Source organism: Stenotrophomonas sp. AS012628 (genome assembly GCF_010608305.1).
Classification (GTDB): domain Bacteria; phylum Pseudomonadota; class Gammaproteobacteria; order Xanthomonadales; family Xanthomonadaceae; genus Stenotrophomonas; species Stenotrophomonas geniculata.
This window is the reverse complement of the sequence record NZ_VMBJ01000039.1, coordinates 1-17,272: the sequence shown is the minus strand read 5'-3', so window position 1 is coordinate 17,272 and position 17,272 is coordinate 1. Positions and strand designations below refer to the sequence as shown.

Sequence of the window (17,272 nt, the reverse complement as noted above, 5' to 3'; positions counted from 1 at the left end):
TCAAGCATAGCCAAACCCGTGGCTGTGCAGGAGCGGCCCCTGCTCAGCGCCGGGGGGGCGCCGGGGGCGCTGGCGGCGCAGGTGGCGGCGGCACTTCCAGTGCCTGGCGCCAGGCTGCGGCGTCGACCGCCACCGTCAGTTCGCGTCTGTCGCGGCGCAGCAACAGATAGGCGGTGGCAGCGTGGGAATGGCGCAGTGCCTCGGCCAGATGTTCGACCCGGCGCACCGCCGTGTCGTCCACGCGGAGGATGCGATCACCGCTGCGCACGCCGAAGCGTGCTTCCGGGCTGGCAGCCTCCACGCGCACCTGGCCCTCGGTCGAGCGCAGTGACAGCCGCGCGGCATCCTGGCGCCATTCCAGTGTCTGCGCGTTGCCACCGCCGGCCAGCGCCGGCAGCGGCAGGAGCAGCATCAGGCACATCGCGCAGGCACGCATCTCAGGCGCCCCGCGTGGCGACCGCAGGCGGTACCGCCGCCGCGCGCCGTGCCGGACCGAACACCGCGATCTGGCCCAGCACCCACAGCAGCAGCGCACCCAGCGGCAGGTAGTACAGCGGCATGCGCGGCAGCTCGTACAGGTTCATCAGCGCCAGGTTGATCGCGTAGGCCGCCAGCATGCCCAGCACGATGCCCAGCGAGGCCAGCAGGAAGTTCTCGGTCTGGAAGTAGCGCAGGATCTGCCCGCGGGTCGCGCCCAGCGCACGGCGGATGCCGATCTGCTTGCTGCGCTGCTGCACCCAGAAGCTGGCCAGGCCGATGATGCCCAGCGCAGTGACCACCAGCAGCGAGATGCTGACGGTGATCAGCAGGCCGACCATCGCGCGGTCGTTCTTGAAGAAGTCCTTGCGCTGGTCTTCATAGGTCAGCTTGTCGCGCATCAGCCGGTTGGGATCGTTGCGTTCCAGCGCGGCGGCACCGGCATCGAGGACCTCCTGGCGGCGCTCTGGCGAAGTGCGCAGCACATAGGTGCCACCTTCATCGAAGGTGCGCCGCATGGGCAGCAGCATCGAGTTGGTCCAGTTGTCATTCCAGCCATTGGGCGTGCTGAGCGTGTCGACGATGCCGACCACATGCAGCGGCTGCTTGCCCATGTAGTAGGTCTTGCCCAGCGCACTGCCGTTGGGTTCCATCTTGGCGGCGGTGGCCTGGGTGAAGATCACCGGAATCGCCTTTTCCTTGGCGCCGCCCTTGCTGGCGTCTTCGAAGTTCTGGTATTCGTCGGGCAGGAAATCGCGGCCTGCGATCAGGTTGATGCCCATCGTGGCCAGCCCGTTCTCGGACAGGGTGTACATCGAGGCGTTGGTGGTCGGCCGTTCCTGGTCGACCTCGCGCGAGATGCTGCTGCTGGAGGAGCCGTTGCGGAAGGGAACCTGGTTGATGATGGTGACGTTGCTGACGCCAGGAATCGCGCGCAGCGATGCCAGGTCCTCGCGGGTGCGGGCCATGGCGTCGGTCTGCTTGCCGATGCCACTGACGCGCAGCATCACCAGTTCGCTCTCGGCGATGCCGCTGGGCATGCTGATCTTCTCCACGCGCTGGCTGACCAGGAACAGCGCGTTGCAGACGATGGCGCAGGTCAGTGCGACTTCCAGCACGATCAGGGCAGCGGCAGTCTTGTGCCGGCGCAGCGTGCTGAGGATGGGGCGGATGTCCATGGGAGTCCTCGTTCGGGTGCTTACTGCGACTTGAGCTGGATGGCCGGGGTGACCTGCATGGCGCGCCAGGCGGGCAGGAAACCGGCAGCAAGGCTGGCGAGCAGGGTCAGGCCCAGTGCGAGCAGCAGCATGTTGCCGTCCAGGTGGGCCAGCTTGGCGTATTCCACCGGTTGCTGGCGCACCGCGAACAGGCCGAGCAGCGCCAGGCCGATACCCAGCACGCCACCGACCACGCCGACCGCACCTGCTTCCACCAGGCATTGCAGGAAGATCTGGCCGCGGCTGGCACCGAGCGCGCGGCGTACGCCGATCTCACCGCTGCGACGCAGGAACTTGGCCAGCAGCAGGCCCACCGTGTTGACCAGGCAGACACCCAGGAAGCCCAGTGCCAGCCACAGCTGCAGGCGCACGTCGCTGGGCACCGCGCCGTTGAAGTCAAGCCATTCCATCACGGTGCGCAGGCGCACGTTCGGCGGATGCTTGAAGCGGCCGGCCTCGCGCTGCTGGGTCGAGTAGTTCTCCAGGTAACGACGGTAGTCGCCAGCCTTGGCCGGGTCCATCTCCACCCAGTACTGCAGCCACGCGCACGGTGCGTTGAGCGAATAGCTGTTGCCGTCCGGATTCTCGCCGAAGCAGTTCATGTTGCCGTTGCTGCCCAGCTTCAGGTCGAAGGAGGTGGAGATCGGCAGCAGCAGGTCTTCGTTCTTGCCGTAGCTGCCGGTGGTCAGGTCGTAGAAGTGCGGTTCCGGGCTCCATTCCTTCATCACGCCGACGATGCGGTAACTCTGGCCTTCCATGCGCAGGTCGCGGCCCACGCTGTTGGCGCCCTGGTACAGCTTGTCATTGAGCGCCTTGGAGATGACCACCACGCGCGCACGGCCTTCATCGTCCTCGCGCGTCCAGGGGCGGCCGTACTGCATGGGCACCTCGAACATCGGGAAGAAGTCGGCCGAGGTCCAGCGGGTGTCGATGCTGAAGGGCTTGAGGGTGCTGTTGTCCGGTTCGATGGTGCCGCCGCCGCCGCTCATCAGCGCCTGGCGCTCGCCCTTGGCTTCGCGCAGCAGGGCTTCACCGTCGAAGCGGGTCAGCTGGGTTTCCGGTTCCTCGCCGGCGACGTAGGCGCCGGTCGCGGCGTCGAGCTGGACGTAGAACAGGCGGTCGCTCTTGCCGGGAATCGGGTCACCGGACAGCACGTGGAACACGGTCAGGGTGGTCATCGAGGCGCCGATGCCGAGCGCGATGGCAACCACCATCAGCGCGGTCAGGACCTTGTTGCGGCGGAAGCTGCGCACCGCCAGTCGGGCGTAGTAGGCGAACATGGTGGGGCCCTCACTCGTTGACGGCGACGATGTGGCGCGGCGGCGTGACCAGCACCGGCTCGCGCACCAGGTCGGTCACCTGGCCATCAACGATGTGCACGTTGCGCTGCGCGCGCGCGGCCAGTTCCGGATCGTGGGTGACCATCACGATGGTGGTGCCGGCAGCGTTGATCTCCTCCAGCAGCTCCATCACGCCGCGGGCCATCTGCGTGTCCAGGTTGCCGGTCGGTTCGTCGGCCAGCAGCAGGCGCGGGCTGCCTGCCAGGGCACGTGCGATCGCCGCGCGCTGCTGCTGGCCGCCGGACAGCTCGTTCGGGTAGTGCTTCATGCGCGAGCCGAGGCCGACCTGGGTCAGCGCCTTCTCGATGCGTTCGCGGCGCTCGTTGGCGCTCATCTTGCGATAGCGCAGCGGCACGTCGACGTTGTCGAACAGGTTCAGGTCGGGGATCAGGTTGAAGCCCTGGAAGATGAAGCCGATCTTCTGGTTGCGCAGGCGGCTGCGCGCATCATCGCCCAGCGTGCTCACGTCCTGGCCGTCCAGCATGTAGGTGCCACTGGTGAAGGTTTCCAGCAGGCCGGCGATGTTGAGGAAGGTGGTCTTGCCGGAGCCTGACGGGCCGGTGACCGCGACGAACTCACCTTCCTTGACCTGCAGTTCCAGTGAGCGCAGTGCGTGGGTTTCCACCTGTTCGGTGCGGAAGACCTTGGCGACCGAACGCATTTCGAGCATGTACATGGGGTGTCCTCTCTCCAGGATTCAGGGTTCAGGTATCAGTTGACGGAGACGCGTTCGGCGTCCTTGAACAGGTCGCTGCCGGAGACCACGATGCGGTCGCCCGGTTGCACACCCGACTTGATTTCCACTTCGCCCAGGCTGCTGACGCCCAGTTCGACCGGACGGCGCACGGCGGTGCGGCCATCCATCACGTAGGCCACGCCGTTGCCCTGTTCGACGAACGGACCGCGCTCGATCTTCAGCACGTTCTTGCGGGTGTCGAGCAGCACGCGCACCGACATCCGCTGGCTCTGGCGCAGGCCTTCCGGCTGCGCGCTGGCGAAGCGCACGCGGGCATTGACCTCGCCATTGACCACTTCCGGCGACACCGCGCTGATCTCACCCGGGAACGGCTGGCCATTGCCGCCGGTCAGCTGTGCCGGCATGCCGATCGCCAGGTCGCGGGCGAAGCTTTCCGGCACCTTGATCTCGACCTCGAACTTGGACAGATCGACCACGCCCAGCACCGGCGCATTGGCGGCCAGGTTGGTGGACTGGACGGCCTGCACCTGGCCGACCTGGCCATCGAACGGGGCGCGCAGGGTCAGTGCATCGACCTGGCGCTGCACCTCGGCCACCACGGCCTTCTGGCGGTCGGCCAGCAGGCGCTTGTTGCGGGCATCCAGGTCGGCGCCCTGGCTCTGCAGGCGTGCGTCGGTGGTGGCGTTGGCCAGGGTGATGTCGGCCTTCTTCAGCGAGTCCTTGGCTTTGGCCAGATCGATCTGCGGTACTGCACCGCCGTCGTAACCGCGCTGGTAGCGCTGCAGGTCGCGGTCGGCGGCCTGCCGCTCGATGGTGGCCTGGTCGGTTTCCTTGCGCGACTTGGCGCGGGCCAGGGTGGCGTCCAGCGCGGCGCGGCTGGCCTCGGCTTCCAGGCCGGCCAGGGTGGCCTGTTCCTGGGCCAGCTTGCTGCGCAGTTCCGGGCTGTCGATGATGGCCAGCTCCTGGCCCTTCTTCACCACATCGCCGGCGACCACCTTCAGGTCCACGGTACCGGCCGAGATGGCGTACAGGATCGGGCTGTTGGCGGCGATCACGCGGCCGTCGGCGGCGATGTCGCGGACCAGGTCGCCGCGCTTCACTTCGGCGATGCGCACGCGGCTGCTGTCGAAGGAGCGGCTGGCGTTGGACCAGGCGTGCACGGCCCAGCCGATGCCGGCGAGCAGCACGATGGCGCCCAGTGCCGGCCAGCGGTAGCGCTGCCAGTTGGCGCGGGTGGTGCCGGCCGGGGCGGAGGAAACGATCTGGTCCTGTGCGGAAGTGTCGCGGATCATCGGGTGCGTGCCTGACGGTGGTAGCCAGTACCAAGCACGTAGCGTGCCAAGTTTATTTCCTTTCAGGTCAATGGGTTGGGCGGCGTGCTGAAGTGTCCGGGTGTCCGCGGACACCTTTCCGGACACTTTCATTAAGCGGACAGGAGGGGGAGCGCGGGCCCGCAGGCTAGAATGCGCCGATCGTCTTCAAGGAAATGCGTGACATGTGTGGAATCGTGGGTGCGATCGCTGATCGTGACGTAGTGCCGGTGCTGATCGAGGGTCTGAAGCGCCTTGAGTACCGTGGCTACGATTCCTCGGGCATCGCGGTGATCGACCAGGGTGAGCGCCGCGATGTGCGTCGTGTGCGTCGTACCGGTCGTGTGTCGGAAATGGCCACTGCGGCCGAGGCCGAGGGCTTCAACGCGGTGCTGGGCATCGGCCACACCCGCTGGGCCACCCATGGCGGTGTCACCGAGGCCAACGCGCATCCGCACATCAGCCACGGCGTGGCGCTGGTGCACAACGGCATCATCGAGAACCACGAAGAGCAGCGCGAGAAACTGCGCGCGCTGGGCTACACCTTCGAGTCGCAGACCGACACCGAAGTCATCGCGCACCTGATCCACCATCACCTGAAGGACGGCGACGACCTGCTGGTGGCGCTGCAGCACACGGTGAAGGAACTGACCGGCGCCTACGCGCTGGCCGTGGTCAGCCGTGCCGAGCCGGAGCGCTTCGTCTGTGCGCGCATGGGCTGCCCGCTGCTGGTCGGCCTGGGCGAGGGTGAGAACTTCGTCGCCTCCGACGTCTCGGCGGTGATCTCGGCCACGCGGAAGGTGATCTTCCTGGAGGAAGGCGACACCGCCGAAATCCGCCGTGACGGCGTGCGCATCTTCGATGAGCATGACCAGCCCATCGAGCGCGACGTGCATCTGTCCGATGTGTCGCTGGCTTCGCTGGAGCTGGGCCCGTACCGCCACTTCATGCAGAAGGAAATCCACGAGCAGCCGCGCGCGCTGGGCGACACCATCGAAGCGGCGATCGACGCCGGTGGTTTCCCGGCCGAGCTGTTCGGCAAGAACGCCGAAGCCGTGCTGTCGGGCATTGAAGGCGTGCAGATCATCGCCTGCGGTACCAGCTATTACTCCGGCCTGACCGCGCGCTACTGGATCGAGGCCATCGCCGGCCTGCCGTGCAGCGTGGAAATCGCCAGCGAGTACCGCTATCGCGCGGCCTATGCGAACCCCAAGCATCTGATCGTGACCATCTCGCAGTCCGGCGAAACGCTGGATACGATGGAAGCGCTGAAGTACGCCAAGTCGCTGGGCCATAAGCACACGCTGTCGATCTGCAACGTGCCGGAAAGCGCGATTCCGCGCGCCAGCGAACTGGTCTGCTACACCCGCGCCGGCGCCGAGATCGGCGTGGCCTCGACCAAGGCCTTCACCACCCAGCTGGCCGCGCTGTTCCAGCTGACCGTGGTGCTGGGCAAGCTGCATGGCCGCATCGACGCCGCGCAGGAAGCGGACTACCTGGAGCAGCTGCGCTTCCTGCCGGGCAGCGTGCAGCACGCGCTGAACATGGAGCCGCAGATCGCTGCCTGGGCCGAGCGTTTCGCGCGCAAGAGCAGCGCATTGTTCCTGGGCCGCGGCCTGCATTACCCGATCGCGCTGGAAGGCGCGCTCAAGCTCAAGGAAATCTCCTATATCCACGCCGAGGCCTACCCGGCCGGTGAACTGAAGCATGGCCCGCTGGCGCTGGTGGATGAGGACATGCCGGTGGTGGTGATCGCGCCCAACGACAGCCTGCTGGAGAAGGTGAAATCGAACATGCAGGAGGTGCGTGCGCGTGGCGGCGAGCTGTTCGTGTTCGCCGACCAGGACAGCAACTTCAACGCGTCCGAAGGCGTGCACGTGATCCGTACGCCGCGTCATGCCGGCGTGCTCAGCCCGATCGTGCACACCATTCCGGTGCAGCTGCTGGCGTACCACACCGCGCTGGCACGCGGCACCGACGTGGACAAGCCGCGCAACCTGGCCAAGAGCGTGACGGTGGAGTAAAGCACTCCCGGCGCTGTTGGATGCTGTATGCGAAAGGGGCCTGCGTGGCCCCTTTCGTTTGCGTCGGTAGCCGTGGAAAGTGGGACAGCCGCCGCGCGCTTTGTCCGCCTTCGGCAGGGCGCACTCAATCTTTAACGCGTGGCACCGCCAGTATTCAGCGGCGGTTTCAGCCGCGGTGCCATTCTCTGGATCGTCAGTTGGTTCCCACGACGAACTGTCCCATCGATGCCGGTAGTGACCGATGGTCGCAGTCGTAGAATCACTTTGACCGAGGGCCGGGTTGCGCCGTTGAGCCCACCTCGTTCGCGTTGCAGCACGTCGTCTGCCGATCCATTCCAAGCGGCAGCCGGGTGCGCCAGACGTGCGCTGAAAGGTCTGTTCCCGGGGAGGGGGCGTATCGGAAGAGCACACTTTTTGACTTAGTGACCTGCACCAGGAAACAAGAATGAACGTCCGCGAACTCCTGCAATCCAAGAAAGAAGCTGTCATCACCATCGACGCCGAAGACACCATCGGTGCCGCCGCCCACAAGATGAGCGCGAACAGGATCGCTGCGCTGGTGGTGATGAAGGACGATGCCCCGGTCGGCATCATTTCCGAAAAGGACATCGTGCGCACCCTGGCCGACGACGGCCCGCAGGCGGGCCGCCGGGTGATTTCCAGCGTGCCGACCACCGGCCTGGAAGGTATCGCGCCGGAGGCCACCCTGAAGCAGGCCATGTCGTTGATGACGTACTCGCGGCGCCGTCATCTGATGGTCACCGAAGGTACCCGTCTGGTCGGCATCCTCAGCCTGGGCGACATCGTGAAGAACCTGCTGGGCGAGCTGGAACTGGAAAAGGCCGTGCTGCAGGACATCTACATGGCGGCCCACTGAGGGCTGGATCCTTGGACGCAGAGAAGCCGGGCATTGCCCGGCTTCTTCGTTCACGGCATCGGTGAAATCAGAAAGTGACCTTCACCGAGTCGGCGCTGTACTTGGCTGGGCCGTGGTAGACCACTTCAATGTTGTTGCCATCGGGATCGAGCACGAACGCGCCGTAGTAGCCCGGATGGTAGGGGCGTTCGCCCGGTGCACCGTTGTCGGTGCCGCCGGCGGCGATGGCTGCAGTGTGGAAGGCATCAACGGTGGCGCTGTCGCGCGCTTGGAACGCCAGGTGGTGGCGGCCGGTCAGCTGGCCGGCGGCAGCCTCGCTGCTGGCGCTGGAAATGAACAGCTCATCGGCCCAGAAGTAATCATCGCCTTCGCCGGCGATTGGAATGCCGATCGTATCGAACACCGCCTGGTAGAAGCGGCGGCTGGCGGCCAGGTCACGCACCACCAGCTGGATGTGGTCGATCAATCGCCCACGGTGCAGTTCCATCGTTTCCATACGAACCTCGTAAAAAAGGGGACGGAGTCGGTAGCGCCGGGCCGTGCCCGGCGAGCGCGCAGCGCGGCCTGCTCAAGGCCGCCGGGCATGGCCCGGCGCTACCGGAATTGTGCCCCTTTCCGGGTCAGACGTTGGAGATGATCTCGACCCAGTAGCCGTCCGGGTCCTTGATGAAGGCCAGGTTCTTCATGCGGCCGTCGGTCAGGCGCTTCTGAAAGGTCACGCCCAGGGCCTCGAAGCGCTGGCAGGCGGCCTCGATGTCCGGCACCGACACGCAGATGTGGCCGAAGCCGCGCGGGTCGCTGTTGCCGTCGTGGTAGACCGCGCCGTCCTGGGTCTCGGTGCCGTGGTTGTGGGTCAGCTCCAGCACGCCCGGCAGGCCGGCCATCCACAGGCGGCGCTGGGCATCGTCTTCCGGCACCACCGTACCGGCCGGTACGTAGGCCAGGAAGTACAGGCTGAACTGGGCGTCCGGGAAGTCGCGCTTGTCGATCAGCTGGTAGCCGAGCACGCGGGTGTAGAAGTCCAGCGAGGCGGTGATGTCCTTGACCCGCAGCATGGTGTGGTTGAACACGAAGCCGGTGGTTTCGGCCGGGGCCTGGGCGGCGACGCCGGGGACATCGCGCAGGGCGGGAATGGTCATGGGGGAGGTCCTTCAGACAGGGCCGTTGCAGGCCGGATGGGGTCATTCTACCGGCCGTCACCTGACGGCACCGCGACGTACAATGGGCGGATCGCACCGTTCCGTTCTGAGCATTGCCCGCCATGTCGCAGCGTGAATGGGTGGCTGCTGCCATCCGCAAGATCGAAGCCGATTTCAACCGTTCCGCCGATACCCACCTGATCCCGTTGGCGCTGCCCGGGTTCGAGGGCATCGACCTGTACCTGAAGGATGAATCGAGCCATCCCACCGGCAGCCTCAAGCACCGGCTGGCGCGCTCGCTGTTCCTGTATGCGCTGGCCAATGGCTGGCTGCGCGAAGGGCGACCGGTGATCGAGGCGTCCAGCGGCTCGACCGCTGTCTCCGAAGCCTATTTCGCGCGACTGCTCGGTTTGCCGTTCATTGCGGTGATCCCGGCCACGACCTCGCCGGAGAAGATCGCGGCGATCGAATTCCATGGCGGTCGCTGCCATCTGGTCGAGCGTGCCTGCGACCTCAACGGTGAGTCGGAAAAGCTGGCCCGTGAAACCGGCGGCCACTTCATGGACCAGTTCACCTATGCCGAGCGCGCCACCGACTGGCGGGCCAACAACAACATTGCCGAGTCCATCTTCAAGCAGATGGCGGAAGAGCCGAGCCCGGTTCCGGAATGGATCGTGTGCAGCCCCGGCACCGGCGGTACCGCAGCGACGCTGGGCCGCTATGTCAGCTACCGTCGGCATGACACCCGCATCCTCTGTGCAGACCCGGAAGTATCGGTGTTCTTCGACGGATACCAGTCCGCCGTGGCCGGTGAGCAGGACTGGCGTGGCCTGACCTGCAGCGGTGGCTCGCGCGTGGAAGGCATCGGCCGGCCGCGGGTGGAGCCGAGCTTCATCCCGACCAGTGTGGATGCGATGGTGAAGGTGCCCGACGCGCTGAGCCTGGCCGCGATGCGCCATGTCAGCCGCCAGCTCGGCCGCCGCGTCGGTGGCTCCACCGGCACCAACTTCATTGGTGTGCTGCAGGCCGCGCAGTGGATGCGCGAGGCGGGCCATCAGGGCAGCATCGTCAGCATTCTGTGCGACAGCGGCGAGCGTTACGCGCAGAGTTACTACGACCCGGCATGGTACGCGCGGCAGGGCATTGATGTTGAGGGCGCCGATGCACAGCTGGCCGCCGCAGTGGCCGGGCAGGGGTTGCCGGAACTGCCGTGGTGCAGCCTGGAGGCGCTGTAGGTCGGTCGACGTTGTCGCCGGGCCACGCCCGGCGATCACGAGGGCGTCTCAATACCCCGCCGCGGTGAACGCATCCAGCACCGCATCACGCAGCGCATCGGGCAAGGCCTCGATGTCCATCGCGCGATCATCCAGGTGCAGGCTCGGGTCCAGCATGCTGGCGCGGCCTTGGGCCAGCGCCTGCAGCCACAGCAGCACGCAGATCACGAACTCGCGCTCATGGCCCAGCCGCAGCTGGCTGGCGCCGCGTTCGATCACTTCGAACGGGTACCACTCCTGGGCATCGCTGAACGTGCCGCCCTGCTGCAGCACAGCCTGCAATTGCTGCAGGTGACGCGGGGCGTCGTCGTCGGCATCGCACAATGCGGCGATCCAGGTCAGTTCGGCCGGGCTGGCGGACAATGCCAGTGACCGGGCCGGTGAGGCGGATGCAACTGCAGCCAGACCTTCCATGTAGGGCCTCGTTCGGTGCGTACCGCTGCGGACTCCCCCGCAGCCAGAGCTTCGAACCGCGACCGTAAGGCCGACGTGAATACCGGGCCGCGCCCCCTTGTCAGCCCCGCCTGCCAGCGCCATATCTACTGGGCTGCCCGCCTGCCGGGCCCGTACCCTGGAGATCTGCCGTGACCGTTGCCAACCCCCTGCTCGATTTTTCCGGCCTGCCGCGCTTCGAGGCCATCCGCCCCGAGCACGTGGCGCCGGCGCTGGACGTGCTGCTGGCCGCGGCCGAAGCCGCCGTCAGCGCGGCCGAGCAGGTGCAGCCGGTCACCTGGCAGACCTTCGTTGCCCCGCTGGACGATGCCACCGAGCGGCTGTGGCGTGCCTGGGGCCTGGTCGGCCACCTGCAGGGCGTGGTCAACACCCCGGAACTGCGTGAGGCCTACAACAGCAACCTGCCACGGGTGACCCGCTTCGCCAGCGCGCTGGGCCAGAACCTGGCGTTGTACCGGCAGTACCAGACACTGGCCGACAGCCCGGAAGCCGCAGGCTTTGACGAATCCCAGCGCAAGGTGCTGGACAACACCTTGCGCGATTTCCGCCTCGGTGGTGCCGAGCTGGCGCCGGAGGCGCAGCAGCGCTTCGCGGCGATCAAGGAGGAGCTGTCGGCACTGTCGGCGAAGTTCTCGCAGAACGTGCTGGACGCTACCGATGCGTGGTCGCTGATCATCGAGGACGAAGCGCGACTGAAGGGCCTGCCGGAAGATGTGAAGGCCGCCGCGCATGCCGCAGCACAGAAGGATGGCAAGGCCGGCTGGAAACTGACCCTGCAGATGCCGTGCTACCTGCCGGTGCAGACCTGGGGCGAGGACCGCGACCTGCGCGAGATCCTGTACCGCGCCAGTGCGCAGCGTGCGTCCGAATTTGGCGACGACGCGCTGGACAACAGCGGCAACATCGACCGCATCCTGGCCCTGCGCGCGGAACTGGCCGCGCTGCTCGGCTTCGGTTCGTATGGTGATTATTCGGTGGCGACCAAGATGGCGCATGACCCTGCCGAAGTGCTCGGTTTCCTGCGTGACCTGGCCTCGCGCGCCAAACCGTTCGCGGCCAAGGACCGTGCCGAGCTGGAGCAGTTCGCGCGCGAGCAACTGGGTATCGGGCAGCTGCAGGCCTGGGACCTGGCGTTCGCCGCCGATCGCCTGAAGCAGGCGCGTTACAGCTATTCCGAGCAGGAAGTGAAGCAGTATTTCACCGAACCGAAGGTGCTGGGCGGCCTGTTCTCGGTGATCGAGCAGCTGTACGGCCTGCGTGTGCAGGAGGACAGCGCGCCAGTGTGGCACGAGGATGTGCGCTTCTTCCGTCTGGTCGATGCGCAGGGCGCACTGGTTGGCCAGTTCTACCTGGACCTGTACGCGCGCGAAGGCAAGCGCGGTGGCGCGTGGATGGATGATTGCCGCAACCGCCGCGTGCGCGCGGACGGCAGTGTGCAGACGCCGCTGGTCTACCTGGTGTGCAACTTCGGTCGCGGTGCCAATGGCAAGCCGGCTACCTTCAGCCACAACGAAGTGACCACGCTGTTCCATGAGATGGGCCATGGCCTGCACCAGCTGCTGACCCGCATCGGCGAGCTGGGCGTGGCCGGCATCAACGGCGTGGAGTGGGACGCGGTCGAGCTGCCGAGCCAGTTCATGGAGAACTTCTGCTGGGAATGGGAGCACCTGCAGGCGATGACCGCGCATGTGGACAGTGGCGAGCCGCTGCCACGCGCGCTGTACGAACGCATGCTGGCTGCACGCAACTTCCACAGCGGCATGGCGACCGTGCGCCAGCTCGAATTCGGCCTGTTCGACATGCTGCTGCACAGCCAGTTCGAACCGGCGCAGGACAGCGTGCTGGCGCTGCTTGATCGGGTGCGCGCGGAGGTAGCGGTGAACCATCCGCCGGCCTGGAACCGCTTCCCGCACCAGTTCAGCCACATCTTCGCGGGGGGCTATGCGGCCGGCTACTACAGCTACAAGTGGGCCGAGGTGCTGAGCGCCGATGCCTACGCCGCGTTCGAGGAAGCGCCGCAGGCGCTCGCGGAAACCGGTGCACGCTTCCGCGATGAGATCCTGTCGCGGGGTGGCAGCCGCCCGGCGGCGGAGAACTTCAAGGCCTTCCGCGGCCGCGCACCGCAGATCGACGCGCTGCTGCGCCATTCGGGCATGGCGTAAACCGCTCTGGTAGGTGCCAACCTTGGTTGGCACTTCCTGGCAATGGTGCGGACCAAGGTCCGCACCCACCGGAAAGCGGTGATTATTCGGCGTAGATCATCTTCCGGGTCATGCCGCCGTCGACGACGAAGTCCTGGCCGGTGGTGAAGCCGGACAGTGACGACAGCAGGTACACCGCCAGCGCGCCGATGTCCTCGGGCTGGCCGACCCGGCCGACCGGGTGCTGCGCATGGTCGATGGCCGAGTACTCAGGCTCATGGCGCCGTGAGGGTGCCTGCCACGCAGTGGTGCCGATCCAGCCAGGGCTGATGCTGTTCACCCGCACCGCCGGGCCGCTGCTGATCGCCAGCGCATGGGTAAAGGCCACCAGTCCGCCCTTGGCCGCGGCATAGGCTTCGCTATGTGCTTCGGATTGCCAGGCGCGGGTGGAGGCGATGTTGATGATCGCACCGGCAGCGCTGGCGGTCAGCGCGGGCAATGCATGCTTGCTGCACAGGAACGCGCCGTGCAGCGAGGACAGCCGGCGCTGCCACTCATCCCACTCCATGTCCTGCAGCCGCGTGCCGTGCGGGCCGGCGATGCCCGCGTTGTTGACCAGTCCGTCGATGCGGCCGAAACGCTGCAGCGCCACGGCGATGAAGTCGCGCACGCTGGCTTCGTCGGTGATGTCCAGGCGCTGGAACGCGGCGTCATCACCGCGCTGCCATTCCGCCAGGCACGCCTCGCCGGCCTCCATGTCCAGGTCGCCGATCAGCACGCGGCCCCCGGCACCGAGCACGGCCTGGGCGATGCCGCGGCCGATGCCGTTGGCGCCGCCGGTGATCAGCGCCACCTTGCCCGACAGCGGCGCGACCGGCCATGCGGCAATCGGCGGCACGCGGCTCATGACAGGTCGTCGCCACGCAGGCGGCGATGCCAGCCGTCCACGCCGATGCGGTCCAGCGTCTGGATGTTGCGCTCGACGATCACGTCCGGGTCCGGATAGACATCCACTGCGCGCGCCACGCTGTCTTCGCGCAGCAGGTGCAGGGTGGGGAAGGGCGCACGGTTGGTGTAGTTGCTGGCGTCGTTGGCGGCCACGCCTTCGAACTGGTAGTCCGGATGGAAGCTCGCCACCTGCAGGATGCCCTGCAGGTCCAGCGCTTCGATTGCCGCGTCGGCGTTGTCGAGGAAATCGTTGTAGTCGAGGAAGTCGGTCAGCACCTGCGGATGCACGATCAGCGTCGTGTCGATCTGCTCGGCCGGCGTATCGCGCAGCAGCACCAGCTCCTCGGCCAGCTGTTCGACCAGCGCTTCGGGCGTGGTCGCATCACTGAGCACGAAACGGACCTGGTCCTTCACGTACACCGCCTTGGCGAACGGGCACAGGTTCAGGCCGATGACGATGCGCTCCAGCCACAGGCGGGTGGCGGCGATCGGGTCATCGGTGGGCAGGTGGGTGTCGGTCATGGCGGGCACGTCGGCTGGCGGGGCGGACATTGTAGGCAGTGTGCCGCTGCCGCGCTGTTCACTGTGCAGGAACTGGACAGTCGCCATGCTGGAAATTCCCGCCGATTCAAGCCCTTGCGGGCGACCGCTGGATGGCCGATTGCCTGTCGCGGACGGCGGGCGTGGAATGGACGCACGACACAGGAGGACACCCATGACTGCATCTTCTCCGTGGCTGCCGGATGCCCTTTGGGCCGGCGCCTTCTTCGATGGTCACTGGCAGGCGGCCGAGCAACGGCAGCCGGTGATCGAGCCGGCCACCGGCAACACCCTCGGCGAAATCGGCCTGGCCGACCCGGCGCAGGTAGCGCGTTCGGCGGCGGCCGCTGCACAGGCGCAACAGGCGTGGGCGTCAGCGCCTTACGAGCAGCGCGCGGAGGTGCTGCGCAACGCGGCACGCCTGGCCGAGGAACACATCGACACCCTGGTGGAGTGGCTGGTGCGCGAAAGCGGCTCGACACGGCTCAAGGCCGGCTTCGAAGCGAAGGTGACGATCAAGGCGCTGCACGAAGCTGCGGCGCTACCGTCGCGCAGCACCGGCGAGATCCTGCCCTCCGAGCCGGGTCGGCTGAACCTGGCGCGACGCCGGCCGCTGGGCGTGGTCGGCGTCATCTCGCCCTTCAACTTCCCGCTGTACCTGGCCATGCGCGCGGTGGCGCCGGCCATCGCGCTGGGCAATGCCGTGGTGCTCAAGCCGGACCCGCGCACGGCGGTGTGCGGCGGCGCGGTGATCGCACGCCTGTTCGAACAGGCCGGTCTGCCGGCCGGCGTGCTGCACATGCTGCCCGGCGATGGCGCGGCCGGTGCAGCGCTGACCAGCGATCCGCACGTGGCGATGATCCAGTTCACCGGTTCCACCGCCGCTGGACGCAAGGTCGGCGAAGCGGCGGGCAGGCACCTGAAGAAGGTCTCGCTGGAGCTGGGCGGCAAGAACTCGCTGATCATTCTCGACGATGCCGACCTCGACCTGGCGGTGGCCAACACCGCGTGGGGCGTCTACCTGCACCAGGGCCAGATCTGCATGGCGACCGGCCGCGTGCTGGTGCAGCGGAAGATCCATGCCGCGTTCCTGCAGAAGCTGGTGGCCAAGGCCAATTCGCTGAAGGTGGGGGATCCGGCACGCGAAGAGGTGGCCATCGGCCCGCTGATCAATGCTGGCCAGCGTGACCACGCCACGCGCGTGGTCGAACAGGCGGTGCAGGCCGGCGCCTCGCTGGAGGCGGGCGGTACCCATCGCGATCTGTTCTTCGCACCGACCGTGCTTGGCAACGTCTCCGCCGACAATCCGGCGTTCAACGAGGAGATCTTCGCACCGGTGGCGGTGGTGGTGCCGTTCGACGATGACGAGGATGCCGTGCGCCTGGCCAACGACAGCGAGTACGGGCTGTCGATGGCGATCGTGTCCAGCAACGTCGGCCGCGCGCTGAAGATCGGCGAGCGCCTGCGTACCGGCCTGCTGCACATCAACGACCAGACCGTGAATGACGAGGTGATCAATCCCTTCGGCGGCGTCGGTGCGTCCGGCAACGGCACCAGCATCGGTGGCCCCGCCAACGGGGAAGAGTTCACCCAGTGGCAGTGGTTGACCGTCAAGGGCGAAGCGCCCGCTTACCCGATCTGATCGAAGGAGCCATCACGATGAACGACAACAACGCAACGCGTGAGATCACCGCCGCCGTGGTACGCGGCAAGGAGCAGCCCTTCGTCATCGAGCAGGCGACGCTGCGCGGCCCGCAGGACGACGAGGTGCTGGTGAAGGTGGTGGCCACCGGCCTGTGCCACACCGACCTGATCGTGCGCGATCAGTACTATCCGGTGCCGCTGCCGGCGGTGCTCGGCCATGAGGGTGCGGGCATCGTCGAAGCGGTTGGCCCGAACGTGCGCGACCTCAAGGCGGGGGATCACGTGGTACTGACCTATGGCGCCTGTGGTCACTGCAATCCCTGCCGGGGCGGACACGGTGCCTATTGCAGGGATTTCTTCGCCCTGAATTTCGGTGGCGACGATGGCCACGGCCATACCGCGATCACCGATGCGCAGGGCCAGCCGCTGCACGATCACTTCTTCGCGCAGTCCTCGTTCGCCACCTACGCGCTGGCCCGCGAGATCAATGCGATCAAGGTGCCTGATGACGCACCACTGGAATTGCTGGGCCCGCTGGGGTGCGGCATCCAGACCGGTGCCGGTGCGGTACTCAACTCGCTGCAGGTGCGCTCGGGCAGCAGCTTTGCAAGCTATGGTGCCGGTGCGGTGGGCCTGAGTGCGGTGATGGCGGCCAAGGTGGCCGGCGCCACCACCATCATTGCCATCGACGTGGTGCCTTCGCGCCTGGAGCTTGCGCTGGAACTGGGGGCCACCCACGTGGTCAACAGCCGGGAGACCGATGTGGTCGAGGCGGTGCGCGCGATCACCGGTGGTGGTGCTGACTTCGCGCTGGAATCGACCGGCCGTCCGGACGTGCTGTCCGCCGGCATCGAGGCGCTGGGTGGGCTGGGCATGATGGGCGTGGTGGGCGCGCCGAAGCTGGGCACCACCGCCAGTTTCGATGTGAACAACCTGCTGCTCGGCGGGCGCAGCATCCGCGGCATCGTCGAGGGTGACAGCGTGCCGCAGGTATTCATTCCGCAGCTGGTGACGCTGTATCAGCAGGGGCGCTTCCCGTTCGACAAGCTGGTGAAGTTCTACCCGCTGGAACAGATCAACCAGGCGGCGGAGGACAGTACGAAGGGAATCACGCTCAAGCCGATCCTGCGCATCGCGGCGTAAGGGTGGGGGAGGGTTTGCAGGGCTGCGCCCTGCACCCGCCGAAGCAAC

Annotated in this window: 16 protein-coding genes; 6 read left to right on the top strand and 10 right to left on the bottom strand. The window is 66.8% G+C overall.

All coding sequences use genetic code 11. From position 1 onward, the window contains the following. Positions 1-43: 43 nt before the first annotated feature. From G5A07_RS16030 to G5A07_RS16010, 5 genes are read right to left on the bottom strand one after another with little or no spacing between them, the layout of a single operon-like run. Positions 44-421 carry a PDZ domain-containing protein gene (locus tag G5A07_RS16030; protein WP_019338856.1) on the bottom strand — a complete coding sequence of 126 codons (378 nt, stop codon included), beginning with the start codon at positions 419-421 and terminating at the stop codon, positions 44-46. Positions 422-437: 16 nt separating this feature from the next. Beyond that, positions 438-1,655, bottom strand: a complete 1,218-nt coding sequence (locus G5A07_RS16025) for an FtsX-like permease family protein (protein WP_010481336.1) — start codon at positions 1,653-1,655, stop codon at positions 438-440. A 20-nt stretch (positions 1,656-1,675) separates the two neighbouring features. After that, on the bottom strand, positions 1,676-2,974 hold the full coding sequence (locus G5A07_RS16020) for an ABC transporter permease (RefSeq protein ID WP_049411040.1): 1,299 nt from the start codon (positions 2,972-2,974) through the stop codon (positions 1,676-1,678). 10 nt (positions 2,975-2,984) lie between these two features. After that, positions 2,985-3,710 carry an ATP-binding cassette domain-containing protein gene (locus G5A07_RS16015; protein WP_010481339.1) on the bottom strand — a complete coding sequence of 242 codons (726 nt, stop codon included), beginning with the start codon at positions 3,708-3,710 and terminating at the stop codon, positions 2,985-2,987. A 35-nt stretch (positions 3,711-3,745) separates the two neighbouring features. Next, positions 3,746-5,023, bottom strand: coding sequence for an efflux RND transporter periplasmic adaptor subunit (locus tag G5A07_RS16010; RefSeq protein WP_191863606.1), 1,278 nt, complete (start codon positions 5,021-5,023; stop codon positions 3,746-3,748). A 203-nt stretch (positions 5,024-5,226) separates the two neighbouring features. On the opposite strand from G5A07_RS16010, the gene glmS reads away from it, so the two are divergent. Both glmS and G5A07_RS16000 read left to right on the top strand, forming a co-directional pair. Then, positions 5,227-7,065, top strand: a complete 1,839-nt coding sequence (gene glmS / locus G5A07_RS16005) for a glutamine--fructose-6-phosphate transaminase (isomerizing) (RefSeq protein ID WP_010481343.1) — start codon at positions 5,227-5,229, stop codon at positions 7,063-7,065. Between the two features lie 445 nt (positions 7,066-7,510). Then, entirely contained in the window at positions 7,511-7,942 is a 432-nt protein-coding gene (locus G5A07_RS16000) for a CBS domain-containing protein (RefSeq protein ID WP_053450852.1), read from the top strand. A gap of 67 nt (positions 7,943-8,009) precedes the next feature. Here G5A07_RS16000 and G5A07_RS15995 read toward each other — a convergent pair whose 3' ends face one another. Beyond that, a complete protein-coding gene (locus tag G5A07_RS15995; RefSeq protein ID WP_019338853.1) occupies positions 8,010-8,438 on the bottom strand; it encodes a VOC family protein in 429 nt (142 codons plus the stop codon). A 124-nt stretch (positions 8,439-8,562) separates the two neighbouring features. Then, entirely contained in the window at positions 8,563-9,081 is a 519-nt protein-coding gene (gene gloA, locus G5A07_RS15990; RefSeq protein WP_019338852.1) for a lactoylglutathione lyase, read from the bottom strand. 122 nt (positions 9,082-9,203) lie between these two features. Here gloA and G5A07_RS15985 point away from each other — a divergent pair, with 122 nt between their 5' ends. Further along, positions 9,204-10,316, top strand: coding sequence for a PLP-dependent cysteine synthase family protein (locus G5A07_RS15985; RefSeq protein ID WP_010481349.1), 1,113 nt, complete (start codon positions 9,204-9,206; stop codon positions 10,314-10,316). A 48-nt stretch (positions 10,317-10,364) separates the two neighbouring features. Here G5A07_RS15985 and G5A07_RS15980 read toward each other — a convergent pair whose 3' ends face one another. Beyond that, entirely contained in the window at positions 10,365-10,769 is a 405-nt protein-coding gene (locus G5A07_RS15980; protein ID WP_010481352.1) for a hypothetical protein, read from the bottom strand. A gap of 170 nt (positions 10,770-10,939) precedes the next feature. On the opposite strand from G5A07_RS15980, the gene G5A07_RS15975 reads away from it, so the two are divergent. Next, positions 10,940-12,970: a M3 family metallopeptidase gene (locus tag G5A07_RS15975; protein ID WP_191863605.1), complete on the top strand. Its 2,031-nt coding sequence runs from the start codon at positions 10,940-10,942 to the stop codon at positions 12,968-12,970. Positions 12,971-13,052: 82 nt separating this feature from the next. Here G5A07_RS15975 and G5A07_RS15970 read toward each other — a convergent pair whose 3' ends face one another. Further along, on the bottom strand, positions 13,053-13,856 hold the full coding sequence (locus G5A07_RS15970) for an SDR family oxidoreductase (protein ID WP_010481356.1): 804 nt from the start codon (positions 13,854-13,856) through the stop codon (positions 13,053-13,055). Then, positions 13,853-14,419, bottom strand: a complete 567-nt coding sequence (locus G5A07_RS15965; protein ID WP_029379749.1) for a DUF1415 domain-containing protein — start codon at positions 14,417-14,419, stop codon at positions 13,853-13,855. The genes G5A07_RS15970 and G5A07_RS15965 overlap by 4 nt, the downstream gene beginning before the upstream one ends. Before the next feature lie 193 nt (positions 14,420-14,612). On the opposite strand from G5A07_RS15965, the gene G5A07_RS15960 reads away from it, so the two are divergent. Together G5A07_RS15960 and G5A07_RS15955 are read left to right on the top strand one after the other, a co-directional pair. Then, positions 14,613-16,079: a benzaldehyde dehydrogenase gene (locus G5A07_RS15960; RefSeq protein WP_191863604.1), complete on the top strand. Its 1,467-nt coding sequence runs from the start codon at positions 14,613-14,615 to the stop codon at positions 16,077-16,079. A 17-nt stretch (positions 16,080-16,096) separates the two neighbouring features. Beyond that, the gene (locus G5A07_RS15955; protein ID WP_191863603.1) at positions 16,097-17,224 is read left to right on the top strand and encodes an NAD(P)-dependent alcohol dehydrogenase; all 1,128 of its coding nucleotides are present in this window, start codon (positions 16,097-16,099) and stop codon (positions 17,222-17,224) included. Positions 17,225-17,272: the final 48 nt, after the last annotated feature.